Source organism: Micromonospora aridisoli, from assembly GCF_056150025.1.
Genome location: NZ_JAXCFK010000007.1, coordinates 211,438 through 231,304, shown reverse-complemented (window position 1 = coordinate 231,304; position 19,867 = coordinate 211,438). Strand labels below are relative to the sequence as shown.

The 19,867-nt window shown below is 72.1% G+C and carries 19 protein-coding genes; 4 read left to right on the top strand and 15 right to left on the bottom strand.

Annotation, left to right across the window (positions count from 1 at the left end):
* Positions 1 to 4 precede the first annotated feature (4 nt).
* Entirely contained in the window at positions 5 to 997 is a 993-nt protein-coding gene (locus tag SM447_RS17200; RefSeq protein ID WP_474573818.1) for a LacI family DNA-binding transcriptional regulator, read from the bottom strand.
* Positions 998 to 1,201: 204 nt separating this feature from the next.
* On the opposite strand from SM447_RS17200, the gene SM447_RS17195 reads away from it, so the two are divergent.
* The 4 genes from SM447_RS17195 to SM447_RS17180 are packed head-to-tail and all read left to right on the top strand — an operon-like array spanning position 1,202 to position 6,704.
* Positions 1,202 to 2,470 carry an extracellular solute-binding protein gene (locus SM447_RS17195; protein WP_474573817.1) on the top strand — a complete coding sequence of 423 codons (1,269 nt, stop codon included), beginning with the start codon at positions 1,202 to 1,204 and terminating at the stop codon, positions 2,468 to 2,470.
* Entirely contained in the window at positions 2,467 to 3,465 is a 999-nt protein-coding gene (locus tag SM447_RS17190) for a carbohydrate ABC transporter permease (RefSeq protein WP_474573816.1), read from the top strand. Before SM447_RS17195 ends, SM447_RS17190 begins: the two co-directional genes overlap by 4 nt.
* On the top strand, positions 3,462 to 4,328 hold the full coding sequence (locus tag SM447_RS17185; RefSeq protein WP_474573936.1) for a carbohydrate ABC transporter permease: 867 nt from the start codon (positions 3,462 to 3,464) through the stop codon (positions 4,326 to 4,328). The genes SM447_RS17190 and SM447_RS17185 overlap by 4 nt, the downstream gene beginning before the upstream one ends.
* A gap of 36 nt (positions 4,329 to 4,364) precedes the next feature.
* Entirely contained in the window at positions 4,365 to 6,704 is a 2,340-nt protein-coding gene (locus SM447_RS17180) for a beta-xylosidase/alpha-l-arabinosidase (protein WP_474573815.1), read from the top strand.
* A 58-nt stretch (positions 6,705 to 6,762) separates the two neighbouring features.
* Here SM447_RS17180 and yidC read toward each other — a convergent pair whose 3' ends face one another.
* The 14 genes from yidC to SM447_RS17110 form a co-directional block, all read right to left on the bottom strand.
* Positions 6,763 to 7,719, bottom strand: coding sequence for a membrane protein insertase YidC (yidC, locus tag SM447_RS17175; protein ID WP_474573814.1), 957 nt, complete (start codon positions 7,717 to 7,719; stop codon positions 6,763 to 6,765).
* Positions 7,720 to 7,871: 152 nt separating this feature from the next.
* Positions 7,872 to 8,153, bottom strand: a complete 282-nt coding sequence (locus SM447_RS17170; protein WP_474573935.1) for a DUF6412 domain-containing protein — start codon at positions 8,151 to 8,153, stop codon at positions 7,872 to 7,874.
* A 32-nt stretch (positions 8,154 to 8,185) separates the two neighbouring features.
* Positions 8,186 to 8,947 (bottom strand): hypothetical protein, encoded by a 762-nt coding sequence (locus SM447_RS17165; protein WP_474573813.1) that lies wholly within the window; start codon positions 8,945 to 8,947, stop codon positions 8,186 to 8,188.
* 15 nt (positions 8,948 to 8,962) lie between these two features.
* Complete coding sequence (locus SM447_RS17160) at positions 8,963 to 9,418, bottom strand: hypothetical protein (RefSeq protein WP_474573812.1); 456 nt, start codon at positions 9,416 to 9,418, stop codon at positions 8,963 to 8,965.
* Positions 9,419 to 9,443: 25 nt separating this feature from the next.
* Positions 9,444 to 10,367, bottom strand: a complete 924-nt coding sequence (locus SM447_RS17155) for a hypothetical protein (protein WP_474573811.1) — start codon at positions 10,365 to 10,367, stop codon at positions 9,444 to 9,446.
* Positions 10,364 to 10,969: a phage tail protein gene (locus SM447_RS17150; RefSeq protein ID WP_474573810.1), complete on the bottom strand. Its 606-nt coding sequence runs from the start codon at positions 10,967 to 10,969 to the stop codon at positions 10,364 to 10,366. Before SM447_RS17150 ends, SM447_RS17155 begins: the two co-directional genes overlap by 4 nt.
* Entirely contained in the window at positions 10,950 to 13,556 is a 2,607-nt protein-coding gene (locus tag SM447_RS17145) for a putative baseplate assembly protein (RefSeq protein WP_474573809.1), read from the bottom strand. Before SM447_RS17145 ends, SM447_RS17150 begins: the two co-directional genes overlap by 20 nt.
* The gene (locus SM447_RS17140; protein WP_474573808.1) at positions 13,553 to 14,020 is read right to left on the bottom strand and encodes a GPW/gp25 family protein; all 468 of its coding nucleotides are present in this window, start codon (positions 14,018 to 14,020) and stop codon (positions 13,553 to 13,555) included. Before SM447_RS17140 ends, SM447_RS17145 begins: the two co-directional genes overlap by 4 nt.
* Positions 14,017 to 14,355 (bottom strand): hypothetical protein, encoded by a 339-nt coding sequence (locus tag SM447_RS17135; protein WP_474573807.1) that lies wholly within the window; start codon positions 14,353 to 14,355, stop codon positions 14,017 to 14,019. The genes SM447_RS17140 and SM447_RS17135 overlap by 4 nt, the downstream gene beginning before the upstream one ends.
* Entirely contained in the window at positions 14,355 to 15,950 is a 1,596-nt protein-coding gene (locus SM447_RS17130) for a phage baseplate assembly protein V (RefSeq protein WP_474573806.1), read from the bottom strand. Before SM447_RS17130 ends, SM447_RS17135 begins: the two co-directional genes overlap by 1 nt.
* Entirely contained in the window at positions 15,947 to 16,711 is a 765-nt protein-coding gene (locus SM447_RS17125; RefSeq protein ID WP_474573805.1) for a CIS tube protein, read from the bottom strand. Before SM447_RS17125 ends, SM447_RS17130 begins: the two co-directional genes overlap by 4 nt.
* Positions 16,711 to 17,037: a hypothetical protein gene (locus tag SM447_RS17120; RefSeq protein WP_474573804.1), complete on the bottom strand. Its 327-nt coding sequence runs from the start codon at positions 17,035 to 17,037 to the stop codon at positions 16,711 to 16,713. The genes SM447_RS17125 and SM447_RS17120 overlap by 1 nt, the downstream gene beginning before the upstream one ends.
* A 1,090-nt stretch (positions 17,038 to 18,127) precedes the next feature.
* On the bottom strand, positions 18,128 to 18,607 hold the full coding sequence (locus SM447_RS17115; RefSeq protein WP_474573803.1) for a phage tail protein: 480 nt from the start codon (positions 18,605 to 18,607) through the stop codon (positions 18,128 to 18,130).
* A gap of 1 nt (position 18,608) precedes the next feature.
* The gene (locus SM447_RS17110) at positions 18,609 to 19,853 is read right to left on the bottom strand and encodes a phage tail sheath family protein (RefSeq protein ID WP_474573802.1); all 1,245 of its coding nucleotides are present in this window, start codon (positions 19,851 to 19,853) and stop codon (positions 18,609 to 18,611) included.
* Between the last annotated feature and the right edge of the window lie 14 nt (positions 19,854 to 19,867).

Genomic DNA, 19,867 nt, shown 5'->3' with positions numbered 1-19,867 from the left:
GAGCTTAGGCGTCGACCGGGTCGAGGGCGCGGCAGGAGGCACGGACGACCAGCTCGGTGGGCAACCGGATGTGGATGTCCCGGTCGACCCCGGCGATCAGGTCGACGAGCAGGCGCAGAGCCTCGGCACCCATTCGTTGCAACGGTTGCATTATCGTCGTCAGCGGCGGGTTGACCAGCGCCGATTCCGGGATGTTGTCGAAGCCGATCACGGACAGGTCGTCGGGAACCGACAGGCCCATGCTGCGGGCGACGTCGATCGTGGAGATCGCGGAGAGGTCGTTACCCGCGAAGACCGCGGTCGGTCGATCGGGCAGTGCGAGCAGTTCGGCGGCGGTATTGGCGGCACTCTCGATGCGGAATCCGCCGACCCGGACCAGACGCTCGTCCACCGTCACGCCCGCGTCGGCCATCGCCTGCCGGAAGCCCGCCTCGCGCAGGCGGGACGATTCGAGGTCCGAGCGTCCACTGATGTGCCCGATGCGGCGATGACCGAGTGACAGCAGATAGTTGGTCGCGAGCACGGCGCCGGCGAAGTTGTCGGAGTCGACGGTCGGCAGCCCTGAGGGGCCGGTGTGCGGGTCGACGGCCACGACGTGGAAGCCCTGCTTGGTCTCGACCACGGTCGGCGTGACGATCACGGCGCCGTCGATGAGCGTGCCCGACAACCGGGCCAGCGAACGGCGTTCCCAGCCGACGGCCGTCCCGGCGCCGTCGCCACCCGAGTAGGCAAGCAGTTGGTAGCCGGTGCCGGCGACCTCGACGGAGGCGCCCTTGAGCAGTTCGGTCGAGAACGGCTCGAACTCGGCCACCAGGATGCCCAGCACATTGGTGCGGTGGCTACGCAGACTCTGCGCCCCCAGGCTCGCCTCATAACCGAGTTGGCGGATGACCTGCTGGACCCGCTCCACGGTCGCCTGTGCCACTCCGTAACGGCCGTTTACAACCTTGGATACAGTCGCCACGGAGACGCCGGCCGTGCGGGCTACGTCCGACATCTTGACACGCTGGGGAAACACCACGCCGATGATGATAGAGGGCCGGCGGGCCCTGGTCGCAGGCGAGTCGAAAACGTTATCGACACCGATTGACACAGGGTTACGTGGCTGTAAAACTCGCCGTCAGGCCGAGCACCCGACTGACTGGTCGAGGAGAAATCGATGGCTATAAAGCGCCGTGCAACCACCTTTCTAGCGCTGTCCATGACTACCGCACTACTCGTCGCCGGCTGCGGCGGCGGCGGTGAGAGCGAGGAACCCGCCGAGAGCGAGCTGTTCAAGAACCCGGTCACGCTGACCTGGTGGCACAACGCCTCCCAGGACGGTCCCGGTAAGACCTACTGGGAGAAGGTCGCCAAGGACTTCTCCGACAAGCACCCGACGGTCACGATCGAGATCGAGGGCATCGAGACCAACCAGCTCCAGCGCACCCGGCTCCCTGCCGCGCTGCTGAGCAACGACCCGCCGGACATCTTCCAGGCGTGGGGTGGCGGCGAGCTCCGTGAGCAGGTGGAGGCCGACTACCTCAAGGACATCACCGAGCAGGTCAAGGACGAGGTCGCCAACATCGGCAGCGCGGCTGAGATCTGGGCGGTGGACGGCAAGCAGTACGGCCTGCCGTACCGGATGGGCATCGAGGGCATCTGGTACAACAAGGAAATGTTCGAGCGGGCCGGCATCGCCGCTCCGCCGACCACCTTCAGTGAGCTGAACGACGCCGTCACCAAGCTCAAGGCCATCAACGTCATCCCGATCGCCGTCGGCGCCGGCGACAAGTGGCCGGCCGCCCACTGGTGGTACAACTTCGCGCTGCGGGCCTGCTCGGTCGACACGTTGCGGAAGGCGTCCCTCGAGAACAACTTCGACGACCAGTGCTTCGTCAAGGCCGGCCAGGACCTGAAGGCGTTCATCGACACCGAGCCGTTCCAGCCCAACTTCATCGCCACCCCGGGTCAGAACGACCCGACCAGCGCCAACGGTCTGCTGGCCAACGGCAAGGCCGCGATGGAGCTGATGGGTGACTGGAACAAGGGCACCCTGGACAACGTGACCACGGACCAGGAGGCGCTGAACAGGTTCATCGGCTGGTTCCCGGTCCCGGCCATCGAGGGTTCCGCGGGTGACCCGAAGGCGGCCCTCGGCGGTGGCGACGGGTTCGCCTGCGCCAAGAACGCACCGGCCGAGTGCGTCGAGTTCCTCAAGTACATCGTGAGCCCCGAGGTGCAGAAGGGCTACGCCGAGACCGGTACCGGCCTGCCCGTGGCCAAGGGCGCCGAGGACGGCGTGCAGGACCCGGCACTGAAGTCGATCCTGGAGGCCACCACCAGCGCCACCTACGTGCAGCTCTGGCTGGACACGGCCTTCGGCAGCACCGTCGGCAACGCGATGAACGACGCGATCGTCGCCATCTTCGCCGGCAACGGCACCCCCGAGCAGGTTGTCGAGGCCATGAAGGCGGCCGCGCGCAAGTGACCTCGACCAACCCGACCCTGGACCTCGCCGGCGGCGCATCCGCGCCGCCGGCGGGCTCCCGGTCTGCCCGGCGCTCGTCCACTCGAGCCGCGCAGACCCGACGCAAGTGGTACGAGATCATCGGGCTCACGACGCCAGCCGTGATCGTCTACGTGATGTTCGTGCTAGTCCCGATGGGCTTCGCCTTCTACTACAGCCTGTTCCGTTGGCGTGGCGTCGGGCCGCCCACCGACTTCGTCGGCTTCGACAACTACGTCCTGGCGTTCCAGGACCCGATCTTCCTCGACGCGCTGCGCAACAACGCGATCGTCGTGTTCGGGTCGCTGCTGATCCAGGGGCCCATCGCCCTGGGTGTGGCGTTGCTGCTCAACCGCAACTTCCGTGGGCGCACCGTGTTCCGCCTGCTGGCCTTCGTGCCGTACGTGCTCGCCGAGGTCACCGTCGGCATCATGTGGAAGCTGCTGCTGGCCGACGCCGGCACGGTCAACGCGATGCTGGAGTCGATCGGGCTGGGCAGCCTGGTGCAGGCGTGGCTCGCCGACCTCGATATCGTTATCTGGACGCTGCTCGCCATCCTCACCTGGAAGTATGTCGGCTTCGCCATCATCCTGCTGCTCGCCGGTCTGTCCAATGTGCCGCAGGAGTTGAACGAGGCCGCGGCCATCGACGGCGCGAGCTGGTGGCAGATCCAGCGGCATGTCACGCTGCCGCTGCTGGGTCCGACGATCCGCATCTGGATGTTCCTGTCGATGATCGGTTCGCTGCAGGTCTTCGACGTGATCTGGGTGACTTCCGTACCGGCGGTGCGGTCGCTGGGCGCCTCGGCCACCATGGCCACGTACATGGTGGACAACGGGTTCTTCGCCCGGCTGTGGGGCTACGGCAACGCGGTGGCGGTCATCCTGTTCGCCATCTCGTTCGTCGCGGCGTTGCTGTTCCAGCGCTTCCTCCTGCGTCGTGACATCGAGGGCGCCATCACCAGAAGGGCAAACTGACCGTGGCAGCGAACGCCGTCCTGTCCCGACCCGCCAAGCGCCGCCCGGTGTCGTGGGGCAATCCGCTGACGTACGCGCTGGCGCTCGCGGTCGCGGCCGTGTCGATCACTCCGGTGATCTACGTGATCATCGGTGGCTTCCGCACCACGCCGCAGATCGTCGCGAACCCGGCCGGGCTGCCCGACCCGTGGGTCTGGGACAATTACGCCCGGGTGCTGACCCAGAGCAACTTCTGGCGGCAGGTGTTCAACAGCGGAGTGGTCGCGTTGGGCACCACCATCGGCGTCGTGGTGCTGGGGGTCTGCGCCGCGTTCGTGCTGGCCCGCTACACGTTCCGCGGCCGTGAGGTGCTCTACACCTTCTTCACCCTCGGCCTGCTGTTCCCGGCCGGCGCGGCGATCCTGCCGCTGTACCTGATGCTGCGCGACCTCAACCTGATCAACTCCTACTACGCGGTGATCCTGCCGCAGGTCGCCTTCTCACTGCCGCTGACGATCGTGATCCTGCGACCGTTCCTCACCGCCATCCCGCGTGAGTTGGAGGACGCGGCCGCCATCGACGGCACCGGCCGGCTCGGCTTCCTGTGGCGGATCCTGCTGCCCCTGTCGCGGCCCGCGCTGGTCACCGTCGGGATCCTCGCGTTCGTCACCAGCTGGAACGCGTTCCTCCTGCCGCTGCTCGTGCTCGGCGACGCGAGCCTGCACACCCTGCCGCTGGGCGTGCAGAACTTCTCCAGCCAGTACACCTCCGACACGGCGGGAATCCTCGCCTTCACCTCGCTGGCGATGTTGCCGGCACTTATTTTCTTCACGTTCGCCGAGAAGCAGATCGTCGGTGGCCTACAGGGCGCGGTCAAGGGCTGAGCGGCAGCGGCACGAACACAAGAGGGGTAGCACAGCATGACTGAGGTCCGCGAGGTCGTGGGCGGGCCGGCACCGGTGCCGGCCCAGACAACAGGATCGGGCCACGACCGGCCCGACCGGTACGGGCCCGATGGCGAGACGCGCGTGCGTGAACTGCTCGGTCGGATGACGATCGAGGAGAAAATCGCACAGCTCGTCGGCTTCTGGGAGAAGGCGGAGGGCGAGGCCGTAGCCCCGTTGCAGGGCGAGTTCGGCGACATCGGCAGGCTCGAGGACTTCTCCCGGCACGGTCTCGGTCACCTCACCCGCGCCTACGGCACCCGTCCCGTCGACGCCGTGTCGCGGGCGTCATGGCTGTGGAAGTTCCAGTCCGACCTGGTGACCGGCACCAGGCTGGGCATCCCGGCGATCGTGCACGAGGAGTGCCTGACCGGGCTCTCGGCGTGGAAGGCGGCGACCTTCCCCACCCCGCTGGCGTGGGGCGCCGCCTTCGATCCCGAGCTGGTCACCGAGATGGCCGCGGCGATCGGGGCGTCCATGCGGGCGCTCGGCGTCCACCAGGGCCTCGCCCCGGTGCTCGACGTGATCCGTGACCCCCGCTGGGGCCGGGTCGACGAGTGCATCGCCGAGGACCCGTACCTGGTCGGCACCCTCGGCACGTCGTACGTGCGCGGCCTGCAGTCGCAGGGCGTGCACGCCACGCTCAAGCACTTCGTCGGATACTCCGCCTCTCGCGCCGGGCGCAACTTCGCCCCGGTGCACGCCGGCCCGCGCGAGCTGGCCGACGTGCTGCTCGTGCCCTTCGAGATGGCAATCCTCGACGGTGACGCGCGCTCCGTCATGCACTCGTACGCCGAGATCGACGGCGTACCCGTGGCCGCCGATCCGACGTTGCTGACCGGTCTGCTGCGGGACCGGTGGGGTTTCGACGGCACGGTGGTCGCCGACTACTACGGTGTGGCGTTCCTGAACCTGCTGCACCAGGTCGCCGGTGACCACGCGGAGGCGGCCGTCCAGGCACTCACCGCCGGGGTCGACATCGAGCTGCCGACCGGCGACGCGTACCTCACCCTGGCGGACTCGGTACGTGCCGGCCGACTCGACGAGTCGGTCATCGACCAGGCGGTGCTGCGGGTGCTGCGCCAGAAGCTCGAACTCGGCCTGCTCGACGCCACCTTCACCGACGAGCCGGTCCAGGCGGTCGACCTCGACTCGCCCGAGCACCGGGACATCGCCCGCCGTCTCGCGGAGAAGTCGGTCGTCCTGGTCGCCAACCAGGGTGCGCTGCCGCTGCCGGCGGGCCGACGGATCGCGGTCATCGGTCCGAACGCCGACCGGCAGAGTGCGCTCTTCGGCTGCTACTCCTTCCTCAACCACGTGCTCGTGCAGCATCCCGACGTGGAGACCGGCTTCGAGGTCCCCACGGTTCTCGACACGCTGCGCGCCGAGTTCGGCGCCGACCTGGTCACCTCGGCCCGCGGCTGCGAGGTGGACGACGACGACCGTTCCGGCTTCGACGAGGCGGTCGCCACGGCCGCCGCGGCGGACGTCGCCGTGCTGGTCGTCGGCGACCACGCGGGCCTCTTCGGGCGCGGCACGGTCGGCGAGGGCTGCGACCGGGACGACCTGGAGCTGCCCGGTGTGCAGCGGGAGCTGGTCGAGGCGGTGCTGGCGACCGGCCGGCCCGTCGTCCTGGTCCTGCTCACCGGCCGGCCGTACGCGATCGACTGGGCGTTGACCCGCTGCGTGGCGGTGGTGCAGACGTTCTTCCCCGGTGAGGAGGGTGCCGGTGCGATCGCCGGTGTGCTCTCCGGGCGGGTCAACCCGTCGGGCCGGCTGCCGGTCAGCCTGCCCCGGTCGGCGGGGGCGCAGCCGTACTCGTACCTGCATCCCACCCTCGGCGACGGCAACGAGGTCACCAACCTGCTGGCCACGCCCGCCGCGCCGTTCGGCCACGGCCTGTCCTACACCACGTTCGAGTACGCGGACCTGACGGTGCCGGCCACGGTGCCGACCGACGGGCCGGTGACGGTGAGCGTGCGCGTCACCAACACCGGCGCGGTGGCCGGCGACGAGGTGGTCCAGCTCTACGGCCGTGACCTGGTGGCCTCGGTGACCCGGCCGGTGGCGCAGCTGCTCGGCTACCAGCGGGTCCACCTGGCACCGGGCCAGTCGGCCACGGTCACGCTGACGGTACCCACCACCCGGCTGGCCTTCTCCGACCGCACGCTCACCCGCGTGGTGGAGCCCGGCGACGTCGAGCTCTGGGTCGGTACGAGCGCCCGGCGCGACGCCGAGGCATCGACCACCCTGGTCGGCGACGTCACGCCCGTCACGAACGCCTCCGCCCGCTGGACGACCGCCGAGATCAGCTGACCCCGGGGTGCCGGCCACCGCCGCGGTGGTGGCCGGCACCGCTGATTCGGAGCAGTTCTCAGGTGGTACGCCGGCGACGGGCGTTGGTCGGCTTCGCCCCGACCTTCGGTGCCGGTGCGGCCCGACGGCCAGGTTCGTCCCCGGCGCGGGTCGGAACCGCCTTCGGCTTGCTGGCCCGCGTGTCCGGGCCGGTCGCACCGCTCGTGGGTGACGGATACCTGCGCAGCATCCAGGTCTGCTGGCCGAGCGAGAACAGGTTCGTGGTCACCCAGTAGAGGATCACGCCGATGGGGAAGATGAACCCCGAGACGAGCAGCGAGGCGGGGATGCCGTAGAGCATCAGCCGCTGCATCATCCGCTGCTGCGGATCCTCGGCCCGTCCGCTGCGCAGGATCATCTGCCGGCTGGTCAGGTAGGTGGTGACGATCATGATGAGGATCAGCACGGCGGCAACGATCCTGACCGTCGCGCCGTCGGCGCCGAGCAGGGCGAGTTCCTGCGCCGAGGATCTGAAGCTGGCCGCGATGGGCGCGCCGAACAGCGTCGCGGACGACGCGCTGTCGAACTGGGCGACCGACCATCCGTAGAGCGTCTTCAGGTGTTCCGGCATTGTCGGCTTCACGTGTCGCAGCACGTGGAACAGACCGAGGAAGACGGGAATCTGCACCAGCATCGGCAGACAGCCCATCAGCGGGTTGGCCTTCTCCGACCGGTACAGCTCGAACACTTCCCGCTGCATCGCCTCCCGGTCGTCCTGGTGCTTCTCCTGCAGCTCCCTGATCCTGGGCTGCAACGCCTGCATCGCCCGCTGCGACCTGATCTGCTTGACGAAGATCGGAAACAGGATCGTCCGGACGGTGAGCACCAGGAAGACGATGCCCAGCACCCAGGACCAGTTGGTGCCCAGCTCGGCACCGTCACCGAACAGCCGCTGCCAGGCGGCGTGCCAGAACAGCAGGATCGCGGAGATGGTGTGGTAGATCACCGCCATCAGTGGACTGACGAGCGTACTCATCGAGCCACCTCCGCCCCGAGTGGCTGACGGACGGTGGACAGGAAGAACGAACTGGACATGGAGCACCCCTCGAACTGCGACCTACGACTGGACGGTGGACAGCACCTCAGCAGCGGTCGCCGACGAGCGGCGGTGGGACGGGTGGGTGAGGCTCAGGCGACCGCGAGGGTCGCGGCGGTGGGTGCCCGGGGGCGGGCGCGGCCGGCCGCGTCCGGATCACGGTGGCGGGGTACGCCCGCGCGAGCGGAACGCTCGCGGAGCACCCGGTGAGCGGTCCGAACGTCGGCCTCGACACGCACGCCGCAGATCTGGATCGCGGCGGAGAGCACGGCGGCAAGCAGGACCCCGGTGACGGCGGCCGTGCCGGAGAGCATGCTGTCGGCACCGACGTCGGCCAGCACGCCGGCGAGGTACCAGAGCAGGCCGAGCCCCATCACACGACAACCATAGCCCTCGGTGGCCAGGTCTAGTCGGGCTCGGCCCGGAGGGCGGCGGTGGCCCGTACCGCCTTGACGATCGCCGGGATCGCGCCGATCAGCAGCACCAGCGCCCAGATGATCGCGATGACCGCGAAGACCAGCGCACCTACCCCGTCGAGGATGCTGACCAGGATCACCGGCACCAGGTGGTGCAGGAACTCCAGCACCACCGTGCAGAGCAGGCTGGTCAGGATCAGCAGGACCAGCCCCTTGTTCTGCAGGAACTTCGGCTGGGCCAGGATCAGCAGCCCGGCCCAGGCCAGCTTGAGCAGCAGCACCAGGCCGAGCAGCACCGCGGCGTCGCCGACCGGGAAGAACCCCCACAGCGCGAGGTAGGCCAGCAGGCCGAACGGCGGGGCCAGGAACAACGACACCATGATCATCAGCTCGATGAAGGCGAACACCAGCGCCAGCAGCGCCACGATGATCAGGACGATGGAGAAGATCAGGGTGGCCACGCCCTGGATCCGGCCGTGCAGCCGTTCCGGCAGGACCAGGCCCAGACAGAACAACCCGGTCGTCCAGAGCGCCACCGCGTCGATCAGCGCCAGGTAGCCGGTGCCGCGTCCCGACGGCTCGCTGACCTCCCGCACGTCACCGACCTCGACACCGAGATCGCCGGCGGTGCCGACCAGCGCCGCGCCGGCGTCACCGCCCCCCAGCAGCAGCCCGGCACCCACCTCCACGCCGACCGCCAGCACCAGCGCCAGCATGGCCAGCAGCAGGAACGGCTTGCGCAACGCGTCCATCCCGACCTCCCGGCCTCAGTCCCGCGCGATCGTGACGAGGCACCCGAGCGGACAACTCACCAGCACCGTGGTGGCCCGATCGACGGCGACGCGGGCCACGGCACCACTGCCGTCGTCGGCCGGCTTCACCTCGTCGGTGACGGTGAAGTCGGCGTCGCCCGGGGCCGCAGCCCGCACGGTGAACGCGTCCGGGCTGCGCAACACCAGCGTGCGCAGCCCGCCCGGGTCGGCGACCCGCAGCTCGCAGCGACCGATGATCGCCAGCCGCCCGATCTGCTCGGCGCAGTCCGCGTCGACACCGGCCGGGTCCACGGCGCCGCGCCCGCCGCCGGCCCGACCCAGCAGGTCGACCAGCGGGTACCGGGCCGTCGGGTCGCCCCGGTCGCCGCCACCCACGCCCACCGCGACCACGAACAACACCACCAGCAGTACGCCCAGCGCCGCCAGCAGCGCCTTCTGCTGCCCGCTCATGCCGTCCTCCGTCCACCCTCGCGCCCTATCGCCGGTCCTCCGGTGCGACCTCGGTGAACCGGAGCATGTCGATGCCGGCGAAGTAGCGGTCGGTGCTCTGCGTCTTACCGATCGCGACCAGGGTGATCTGGTGCGTCCCGGGGCCGAGTCGCGCCCGACCCACGTCGACCCAGTCGGTGACCTGCACCTTCGGGGTGAACCCGATGAACGCGTCGCCGACCTGCCGCCCGTCGATCAGGAAGACCGTGTTGGCGTAGTCGAACGAGGTGGTCAGCACGGCGGAGAACTGCCAGGTCGCCTCGACGGGCAACTCCACCGTCACGGTCACCCGGTCGTTGACCGCCCGACCGAGGAAGAACAGTTGAGCGTCCTGCGACCAGGTCACCTCGCAGCAGTTCTGCTGCGCCGCCACCGTCGCACCGGAACCCGACGGTGACTCGACCCGGGCTCCGGCCACCAGGGTCTCCGCCTCGACGGTCACCACCCGGGCCTGCGGCGGCGGCGCGTCGTCGCGGGCCACCAGGAACACCACCACCGCCGAGACCACCAGCACCAGCGCCGCCGCCGCGGCGATCCAGGGCCAGGGCGTACGCTTCGGCGGCGCCACCGCGCGCACCTCGTAGGTGACCCGGCCGCTGGAACGGGAACTCTCCTCCGGCGCGGTGTTGGCCGAGTACGCGAACCCGGTCATGTCGTAGCGCCGCGGCGGCGTGCCCGGCGGCACGGCCAGACGCACCAGGAACGACACCGAGCCCTGGCCGGGCACCACCCGCTGTGGCTCGGTGACGGTGAACCACGACCGTTGGGTGCCCTCGCCGGGTGCCACGTCGAACACCACGGTGTCCGGCGCGACCCCCGGGTTGGAGACGGTGAAGGTCAGTTCACCGGCGTTGCGGGCGTCCAGGGTGAACTGCTCGGCGGCGGCGACGACGGTCCATTCGGTGGTCATGACGGCTCCTCGGGAGCGGGAACGGGGGAGGCGGGAGGTGGCGGGACGGTGGTGGGGGAGGGCACGCTGGCCCGGCCGACCGCCCGCTCGGACGGGGCATCGTCGACCGTGATCTCGGCGGTGACGGCGGCCGGCTTCTCCGCCTCGACGATGCGGCCGACCAGGGTCAGTTGGTCGGCGGCCTCCGGGGGCACCCGGACGACCAGGTGGAAGGGGCGCTCGGCCGGTTCGTCGAGGACGAATCCGGTGACGCCGGTGGCCAGTTCCAGGGCGGTTCGCAGGCCGTCCGGGGTACCCCGCCAGGCGGCCAGCGACGCGCCGTGCGCCACCAGGTCGCGTAGCCGGTTCAGCGGCAGCGGCAGCGGGCCGCCCGGTCGGGGCGCGGCGACCAGATGGTCCATCGCCACCCACCGGGCCAGGTACGCCACCATCGGAGCCGGTGCCTGGTACGGCGCGAACAACGCGTCGACCTCGGCCAGCACCGCCTCGTCCGGGGCGTGCAACGCCTCCATCACGTCCAGCAGCGCCCACAGCACGCTGCCCGGCACGCACGCCCGCTGGTAGGCGGCGGGCAGCAGCCGCTCAATGGCCGCTCGTCGCATCCTGCCGCACCACCTCGATGTCGTGCTCGCCGGAGCAGAGCAGCCAGGTGTCGGGGACCGTCACCACGTCGGCGGTGGCCTGGTTGGCGCTGGCCGACCAGTCCACCGCCTGGTCGCTGCGGTGCACGCCGCGATCCCCGCCGGCCAGCACCAGACGGTCAGACGCGCCGGTGGCGGCGACCGCGTCCACCGGCATGAACCGGGTGCGGTCGCGCAGCGGCAGCCCACAGTTGACCGACACCGCCGTCCACTGTGGTTTGGCGGCGACCGTGTCCAGCCGCAGCACTCCGCCGCTCTGCGTCGCCGCCAGCGCGAGTGAGCCGCTGAACGCGAGGCCGCGGCAGGTGCCGCCGAGCCAGCCCGCCGACAGCGCCTGCCATTTCACGTCGGACTCGAACAGCCGGGCGCGGAAACAGCCCTGACCGGGCTTGTTCGGGTCCGGCTCACCGGCACCGCTCCACAGCACGGTGGCCGGCCCGTCGTACTGCACGGCGAGGACCCGGTTGTCGACGTTGGCCAGCCCGACGTGGGTGAAGCTGCCGGGGCGACCGGCGTTGCCGGACAGGTACACCCCGAAACCGGCCTGGGCCGCCACCGCCACCCCCGCGGCACCCCGCTCGGAGACGAACGCCCGCACCGCGTAGAAGCCCCGGTCCGCGTCGGCGGGATCGACCAGGATCTGCAACGGCACCGCCCCCGGCAGCAGGGACACCTCGTACAGGCCGGTGTCGGTGGCGACCAGCAGCGACCCCGCGCCGTCCCGGTCGATCCAGGCCAGGTCGCCGATCCGCGAGTCCAGGTCCGCCAGCAGCGACCAGGTCTCACCCAGGTCGGTGCTCAGGTGCACGCGCGACCCGCCGCCAGCCCGTACGGTGGCCACCGCCACCGATCCCGGCCGGGGCACGATGCCCGGTCGCACCGGCGCGGGCGCCGGCACCACCCGCTGCACGGTCTCCCCGTCGAAGCGTCCCGCCGGCTCCCAACCGGCCCCCGCGTTGGTGGAGCGGAACAGCACCGCGCCGCTGCCGGCGTACCAGGTGCGGGGCTGGTACTCGTCGGCGGCGAGCGTACGCACCTGGTGATCGGGTGCCTCGTCGACCTCGAACCGCACCGACTCGACGTAACGCACCCCCGGCTCGGCGTGCTCCAGCAGTCGGTACACGTTGGACGCCCGCAGCGGCTCGCCGAACGCCCAGCCGGTGGGGTTGAGCGCGGTCGGCAGCGGGCTGAGCGTCTGGTGCAGCCGGTCGTGGATGCGCCGACGTACCGCGTCGACGTCCTCCTCCCGGCGGACCACCACCCGGGCCCGGATCGACACCGCCTTGTACCGTGCCCAGGTGGCCCGGCAGGTGGCCCCCAGTGAACGGCGGCGCTCCAGGTCCGCCTCGACCCGCAACCGGACCTCCTCCACCTCGTGCTCACGGAGCACCTCCACCGGCAGTTGGCCGCCGGGGCGTGCCTCGGCCGGCACGTGCGGCACCAGCACCACCTCCACCTCGCCGGGTCGGGCGAAGCTGTAGACCGCGGCCCGGGTGAAGGCCCGGGCCCGGCTCACCCCGCCGGAGACGGTGGCCAGCACCTCGAAGTCCCGGGCGGTGACCGCGCGCTGCTGGGCGAAGAACGCGTACGGCCCGCGCAGCAACACCGACTCCATGGCCTCCATCTCCCGCCCACCGGCCGCCGGCAGCGGGTTGACCACCTTCACTCCCGGCAGCGGGTCACGCAGGTTGGTCAGGGTGCCGGCGGCCACGTTGCCGGCCGGTCCGCCGCCCGCGCGGTACCACAGCCGAACCTGCCGCCCGGCCGGCGGCACCGCCGCGACCGCGCCGTCGCCGAAGGTCAGCGACCCGGCGGCCGCGCCGTCGGCGGCCCGCAGGTCCAGCGCCGGGGCGAAGGTCACCGTGCCCGAGCAGCGGTCCACCAGGTACGCCTTGTCCTGTGGGCCGAGGCCGGCGAAGCTGTCCACCGCCCGCCAGATCTCGAAGGTGCGTCCGTCGTGCTCCCGGGCCGCCGCGCCCAGTTCCACCGACCCGGCCGGCACCTCGACACCGAGCAGCAGGTCCAGCGGCTCGGCGGTACGCGCCAGTGGCGCCCGGCCGGCCCGCAGAATCTGGCCCGGTTGGCCGGTGCCGGTGCCCAGCAGTTCCGCCTCGACCGGCTCGCAGTGGTGCATCCGGACGGTCACCTCGTGCTGCCCGGCGGCGAGCAGCGCCGGTTCGCAGGTGACGAAGACGACCGGTCGCGGATCGGCGCCCCGGGCCGCGGCCACCCGGGTGCCGGCCGGGATCCGCAGCGGGGCCTCGTCCGTGCCGGTGCGGGTGAACCGGACGTCGACCCAGGCCGCCGCCGGTGGGTGCCGGGTCACTCCGAGCAGATTGAGGAAGGAGACGTACGCCTTCTCCGGCAACTGGTTCAGCCGGTAGATCATCACCTCGGTGAGATGGGCGAACGCCTCCAGCAGCGCGACGCCGGGGTCGTGCGCGGACAGGTCGGTCCATCCCGGACAGGACTGCCGGATCCGGTCCCGAGCCTCGGTGACCAGGTCGAGGAAGGTCCGATCGTCCAGGTGCGGCACGGGCAGCGTCATCGCGCCTCCTCTGGCTCGGCGCCGGGCTCGGTCGTCGGCCCGGCGGGCGGGTCCTCGTCGACGGGCAGCAGGTCGACCGAGAAGACCAGCTGACCGGGGCTGAGGCTGGCCCGGATGCGGTAGTCCAGCCGGATCACCAGCCGCCACGGGTCGTCCGGATCCGGTCCGGCGTCGACGTCGAGCACGTCGACGCGGGGCTCCCAGCGCGCGATGGCCGCCCGCACGTAGTGGATGGCCAGCCCGGCGGTGGTGTCGTCGTTCGGCGCGAAGACCAACCGGTGCAGTCGCGAGCCGTACCCGGGTCGCATCAGCCGCTCGCCCGGCGTGGTGGACAGCAGCAGGAACAGCGCCTGGCGTACCGTCTCGTCGCCGTCGGTCATCGCCAGGCCGCCGGCGGCGGTCAACCCGAGCCCACCACCCTGACCCGGGTCGAAGCCGGCACCGACGAACCGGATGGCCCTCATCGGTCGGCCCCCACGAAACGCTGCCGGGCATCGCGCACCCGGTAGGTGAACTGGCCCGGCGGGCTGCCGTTGGTGAACCCGGACAGGTGGGACAGCACAATCCGCCGGCCGCCGACGCGTACCCAGTCGCTGTAGCCGACCCGCACCGGTTCGGTGCTGGTGCACGGCTTGACGGTGGTGCCGTAGTTCGGGCAGGCGACGATGTCCCGGCCCTGCGGGTCGTCGGCCACCAGCACCGGAACGCCGGCCACCGTGACCCACTCCTGGGACGCCTGGTTGCGGACCCGGCCGTCGTGGCTGCACCTGATCACCGAGTCGCGGTGGATCCAGCGCATCAGCTGCCTCCTTCGTGGTGGGCGCGGGCGAGGGCGCGGGCCCGTTCGGCCGCGGTCTCCGGGTCCTCGACTGTGTCGGCGTGCAGGAAGTCCACGCTGCGGGCCCGCACGACCATCGCCCGACCCGGCGCGGACAGCACCAGGTCGGTGGCGGCGTGCAGGGTGGCCAGGTGCGGGGTCAGCTCCAGCCAGCTCCCGGCGTCGGTGCTCAGCCGCAGGCTCCGTGCCACGTCGTCGACCACCACCTGCTGTCCGCCGGCGGTGCGCAGCGACCAGCGTCGGGCCCGCCCGTCGTCCACCCCGGTGTCGTACGGCTCGACGGTGCCGAACAGCGAGCCGAGCACCACGCCGGAGGCCGGCTCACCACCGGGCAGCGCCACCAGCACGCTGTCCTGCGGATCGGGCAGCGCGACCAGGCCCTTGCCCCGGCCCGCCCCCGGGCAGAGCACCGCCAGCCAGCCGGCGTCCGCCCCGCCGTACGCGGGCAACTCCACCCGTACCCGCCCCAGGCCGTCCGGATCGGTCACATCGGTGACGGTGCCGAGGGTGACCACCGCCGGTGCCGGCGATCCGGCGCGCGGTGCCGGGGGCGGCGTGGTGGAGAAGCGGCTCAGATGGCCGTTCGCGTCGACGGTGTGCACCACCTCCGTCAACACGTACGTGCCGGCCACCGGCTCGGCCACCCCGGTCAGGCGGATCCGGCGGCCGGGCCGCAGCGCGGGGTCGCCCTCGGCCGTCCCGTCTGCGGTGACCAGGGCGGCGGTCCGCGTGTCGAGCCGGGCCTGGGCCAGCGCGGCGATCTCGTCGTCGCTGCGTCCCGGCTGGTCCAGCGCGGTACGGGTGCCGTCCGCGCCGATGTCGGCCGGGTCCGGGTCGGCCGGGGTGCGTCGACCGCAGCGGGGGGTGCCGGTGCTCTGGGCGATCGCCTCGGCCCGCTGGGGGTGCCAGCCCAGCGCCGCGCTCTCCCCGGCGGCGGTGTCGGCGTTGACCGACAACCGCAGGCCGTGCACGTCGCGGCCCAACCCCATCGGGATCGCCTCGCCGTGACCGTCCAGGGTGAGCAGCCGCAGCACGTCCCCGTCGACGGCCAGGTACAGCCCGGCCCGCCCGGCCACCTCCACCAGCAGGTCCAGGTCGCTGGGTCGGTGGTGCGGCAGGCGGTCGAGCCGCGGGCCGTCGACCTCCGCCTCGACCCGAAGCCCCAGGTCGGCGCAGAGCTCGGCGGCCAGGTCGGCGGCGGTGACCGACTCGAAGACCCGGATCCGTTGTCGCTTGCGCAGCCGGTGCAGCAGGTCGTACCCGCGCACCCGCAGCGTGGCCGTGCCGTCGGCGGCGTACTCGACCTCGACGGCGGTCACCTCGCCGGTGAACAGCGCCTCCGGCCGCCCGTCGAGTCGGACGTCGAGGCGCGCACCGACGCGCACCGGCCCGGTCAGCGCGGCGGGCCCGGGGCCGCTGGGCAGCGTCACCTCGCACTGGGTGGGCCGGTTCAGGCGGGCGGCGATCCGCACCGAGGCGACCCGACCGGCCGTCGCGTCGGGCAGCGGGCCGCCGTCCAGCAGCACGGTCAGCGCCCGGGGCGCGGCGGCGGTCACGGCCCGGTCCCGGGGGCGCTGGACGACCCGGTGGCGACCGGTGCACCGCCCGGCAGCGGCGGCACGGCCAGGGCGGTGCCGGCCGGCACGGCCAACGGATCCGTGATCCGGTTGTGCTCGGCCAGCAGCCGCCACCGCAACGGGGAGCCCAACGCGTCGTGGGCGAGCAGGTCGAAGCGTACGCCCGAGGAGTCCGCGGCGGCGGTGCCGTCGCCGGCGGCCACCACCGCCGAGCCGGGCGCGACGGTCGGGGTCTGCGCGGTGGACAGTTCGTCGGCGAAACCCTCCTGGGCGCGGCGGGCGTCCTCCGCCACCCGGACGAGCTTGAGCCGCAGCCAGGAGCGGCGTGGGGAGCCGGTGGCGGTGAACGCGTCGAAGCGCTCCGCGACGGCGACGATCACGCCGGGCACGTTCCAGGTCTTACCCCACACCAGTCGCACCAGCGGAGGTCGCAGCCAGCCGTGTTCGACGGCCGAGTTCTCCGCCAGCATCCAGAGCGGGCGGGTGAGTGTCCGTACGTCGGTGGGGCGGACCTGACCCTCGGCGAAGTCGGTGTCGAAGAGCAGGTCCAGCACCAGTTCGGTGCGTCCACCGCCGGTGAACAGCAGCGGGTCGTCGGCCAACCCCGCGCCGGTGAGTTGGCCGTCCACGCCGCCCCGGTGGCGGACCCCGGCCAGCCGGGTCACCTGCACCGTCTCCGGGTTGAGCAGGCAGTCGATCCGTTCGCCGGTGGTGTCGATGAGGAAGGCCACGCGTTCCATCAGCCACCCGCCTGTTCGCCGTCGAGCCGGCGTACCCGTTCGGCGTCGACCCCGCTCGGCTCGGGCACCGACCACAGTGCCCGGTCGTCGGGGAGGGCCGGCCACGGATCGGCGTCGGGATGCCCACCGCGCGGCGGCGACTCCAGAGCCGGCCAGCGAACGTGCCCGCCGACGGGCCAGCGTCCGTCGCCGGTGGGAAGCCCGCTGCCGGGCCAGCCCCCGTCGCCCGTGGCGGGCCTGTCGAGGAGCCCGCTTCCGTCGCCGGGTCGGGTCCGGTGTCCGGTCCAGCGGCTCCCGGGATCGGCGGTCGGCTGGGGTGCGGGCACCAACCGGAGCGCCGGTACACCTCTGGTGAGGTGCGGCTCCGGATCCCCCGGCGGCCCGGCCTCCGGCCGGTCCGGTCCGGCAGCACGCGGGCGGATCAGGTCGGCCGGCCGGCCCGCTGGACCGGTGGGCTGGCCCGCCGCGTCTGTGCGCGGGCTGGCCGGGCCGGTGTGCGCGGATGTCGGGGCGTGCGGCAGCGGGGGCCCTGCCGTGGTCGGAGCTGTTCCCGGTCGCTCCGGGGCGACGCGGAACCGTGCCCCCGTGGTCGTGCCCCGGTCCCTCACCGCCGACCACCCCGCCGGCTCGGCCGGGCGGCTACCCGGCGCTGACGCCGCGGCTCCGTCGTGGGCATCCGGTGTGGCGGTTGCCACTGCCGGCACCGTTCCGCCGCTCCACCGGCGGCGCAGGCCGCCCCGCCCGCCCCGCCCCGCCGACCCCGCGCCGGGTCGCGACCTCCCCGTGTGCTCCCTTCGCTCTGCTTCAGCCGGCGCACAGGTCGATGTCCGGTCATCGGACGTCGGGTGATGCGTGGGTTGAAGCAGAGCAAAGGGCGTGGGGGAGGGGATGGTCGTGGCCGGACCGGACGTGGGGGAGTGCGCCGTCGACCTCGGGTCCGCGGCGGCGGTCGGTCCGGGGTCGGCCGTCGCGCCGGGTCGGTGGGCGTGCCCGCCGGTTTCGCCGACCGACGGTCCGGGTCGACGTCCCGGGCCGTCCGCACCGCTCCCGCCCGCCGGGGTGACGGAAGACGCGTCCGGCCGGTCGTCGCCGTCCGGTTCGCGAGGATCCGGCTCGGGGTGGTACGCCCCGGCGGGTGCGGACCCGGCGGCTGCCGGCAGGTCGAGGGCCAGGCCCCGCAGCAGGCCCGGGGCGTGGGCGGCGACCACGCGCAACCAGTGCTCGGGCGGCTGCCCCGGTCGCCGGGGCCGGTCATCGCGTTCGTCACCGAGGGTCGCCACGCCCCGATCGCCGGTGCCCGACGTCTCGCCCCGTCCCGCGGGCGATCCGACCGGCGGCCCCGGGGCGGGGGAGTCGACCGCGCCGGCCAGGCGGTCCACGGCAGCGGCCGCGGATCGGAGACGGTCGGCCAGCCAGCTACGCGGGCGTCGGCGCGGCACCACCGGCCTCCAGTTCCAGGCTCTCGTAGCGCAGCGTCAGCGCCGCGATGGCGATCTCCTGGCCGAGCGTGTTGAGGTGGGCACCGCGCCAGTTGGTCGGCCATGCGTTGATCAGGTTCCAGCGCAGCACCTCCGCGGTGCCGGCCGCGTCGAGCAGCACCACGGAGACGTTGCGGCGGCTGACCGTGCCTCGGGCGACCGCGTGCACCCAGTCCCACAACTCCCGTGACGCGGTCAGACCGAAGTGCAGCGTGACCGGCCCGTACTCCACCTGGCCGGGGACCATCCGGATCCGGTCGTTGCCCTGCTCCCGGTACGGCACCGCCGGAATGTTCACCTCCAGTCCGCTGACCTCGGTGAAGTGGCCGTTGGTCACGCCGTTGATCAGCAACTTGAAGTTGTACGCCCGGTACGGGTCGACCGGGGCGCCCGGCTGCGGAGTGGCCGTGGTCGTCATGTCAGCCTCCGATCGTCTCGGTCTCGGTGCCGCCGGCCCACTGGCTCAGCTTGAACACCACGAACTCCGCGGGCTTGACCACGGCGATGCCGATGTGGGCGACCACCATGCCGGCGTCCCGGACGTCCACCGGGTTGGTCTCCTCGTCGCACTTGACGAAGAACGCCTCCTCGGGTGTGCGTCCCAGCAGCGCCCCGTCGCGCCACACCCGGGTCAGGAAGGCGCCGATGTCCCGGCGGATGGACCGCCACAACGTGTAGTCGTTGGGCTCGAACACCATCCAGCGGGTGCCGTTGGCGATGGCCTGCTCGATGGCGATGGAGAGCCGCCGGACGTTGAGGTAGCGCCACTCGCTGGCCTCGGCGGCGAGGGTGCGGGCGCCCCAGACCCGGATGCCCTCGCCGGGGAAGTAGCGGATGACGTTGACCCCCTTGGGGTTGAGCACGTCGTGCTCGGCCCGGGTGACCAGGTGGGCCAGATCGACGGCACCCCGGACCGGCTCGTTGGCCGGCGCCTTGTGCACCCCGCGCAGAGCGTCGGTGCGCGCCCAGATGCCGGCGACGTGCCCGCTCGGCGGGGTGAGGGTCAGCTCGCCGCTGAGCGGGTCGCGGACCCGCAGCCACGGGTAGTAGAGGGCGCCGAAGTCCGACTGCCGGGGCCGGTACGCCACCGGACCACCGCCACCGCCATCACCGCCGGGACCGGCGGGGGAATCCGGGTCGGCGGTGTCGCTCGGCTTCGCCGGGCGGCCCGACCCGGGTGTGGCGACCCGGGTGAGAGTGGAGACGTCGTCGATGTCGGGCGCCGGGTCACAGATGGCGACCATGGTCCGGGTGCGCTCGGCCATGCTCAGCAGCGCCTCGTGGGAGACCGGGTCGTGGAAACCGGGCGCGGCCAGGATGGAGATCTCGTCGACCGCCTCCAGCAGGTCCAGACCGGCACGCTTGCGGCCGGTGCCGGAGATGGCGCCACCCTCGCCGACGTTGACCACCCAGCAGCGGGTGCCACCGTTGTCGAGGAAGCCGAAGACGGCCCGGGCCAGCGGCGTGCTCTCCAACTGGTCACCGTCGGCGTACAGCCGGAGGAAGTCGGTCCAGTTGTTCACCGCCAGGGCCTCGCCGAGATGGGCGCCGCGGTCGGGTGCGACGCCGACGAACGCCGCCGTGCTGGTACCGACCGGTCCGATCGGTCGGGCACCGCTGGGCACCTCCTCGACGTAGATGCCGGGCGAGAAGTAGGTGGGCATCGGTCCTCCCGTGC

Coding starts and splice junctions, on each gene's coding strand:
- SM447_RS17150 (WP_474573810.1), bottom strand. CDS start 10,969: ATGCGACGAGCGGCCATTGAGCGGCTGCTGCCCGCCGCCTACCAGCGG.
- SM447_RS17160 (WP_474573812.1), bottom strand. CDS start 9,418: ATGAGCGGGCAGCAGAAGGCGCTGCTGGCGGCGCTGGGCGTACTGCTG.
- SM447_RS17115 (WP_474573803.1), bottom strand. CDS start 18,607: ATGACGACCACGGCCACTCCGCAGCCGGGCGCCCCGGTCGACCCGTAC.
- SM447_RS17155 (WP_474573811.1), bottom strand. CDS start 10,367: ATGACCACCGAATGGACCGTCGTCGCCGCCGCCGAGCAGTTCACCCTG.
- SM447_RS17195 (WP_474573817.1), top strand. CDS start 1,202: ATGACTACCGCACTACTCGTCGCCGGCTGCGGCGGCGGCGGTGAGAGC.
- SM447_RS17140 (WP_474573808.1), bottom strand. CDS start 14,020: ATGAGGGCCATCCGGTTCGTCGGTGCCGGCTTCGACCCGGGTCAGGGT.
- yidC (WP_474573814.1), bottom strand. CDS start 7,719: ATGAGTACGCTCGTCAGTCCACTGATGGCGGTGATCTACCACACCATC.
- SM447_RS17165 (WP_474573813.1), bottom strand. CDS start 8,947: ATGGACGCGTTGCGCAAGCCGTTCCTGCTGCTGGCCATGCTGGCGCTG.
- SM447_RS17180 (WP_474573815.1), top strand. CDS start 4,365: ATGACTGAGGTCCGCGAGGTCGTGGGCGGGCCGGCACCGGTGCCGGCC.
- SM447_RS17145 (WP_474573809.1), bottom strand. CDS start 13,556: ATGACGCTGCCCGTGCCGCACCTGGACGATCGGACCTTCCTCGACCTG.
- SM447_RS17200 (WP_474573818.1), bottom strand. CDS start 997: ATGTCGGACGTAGCCCGCACGGCCGGCGTCTCCGTGGCGACTGTATCC.
- SM447_RS17135 (WP_474573807.1), bottom strand. CDS start 14,355: ATGCGCTGGATCCACCGCGACTCGGTGATCAGGTGCAGCCACGACGGC.
- SM447_RS17110 (WP_474573802.1), bottom strand. CDS start 19,853: ATGCCCACCTACTTCTCGCCCGGCATCTACGTCGAGGAGGTGCCCAGC.
- SM447_RS17170 (WP_474573935.1), bottom strand. CDS start 8,153: ATGGGGCTCGGCCTGCTCTGGTACCTCGCCGGCGTGCTGGCCGACGTC.
- SM447_RS17125 (WP_474573805.1), bottom strand. CDS start 16,711: ATGGAACGCGTGGCCTTCCTCATCGACACCACCGGCGAACGGATCGAC.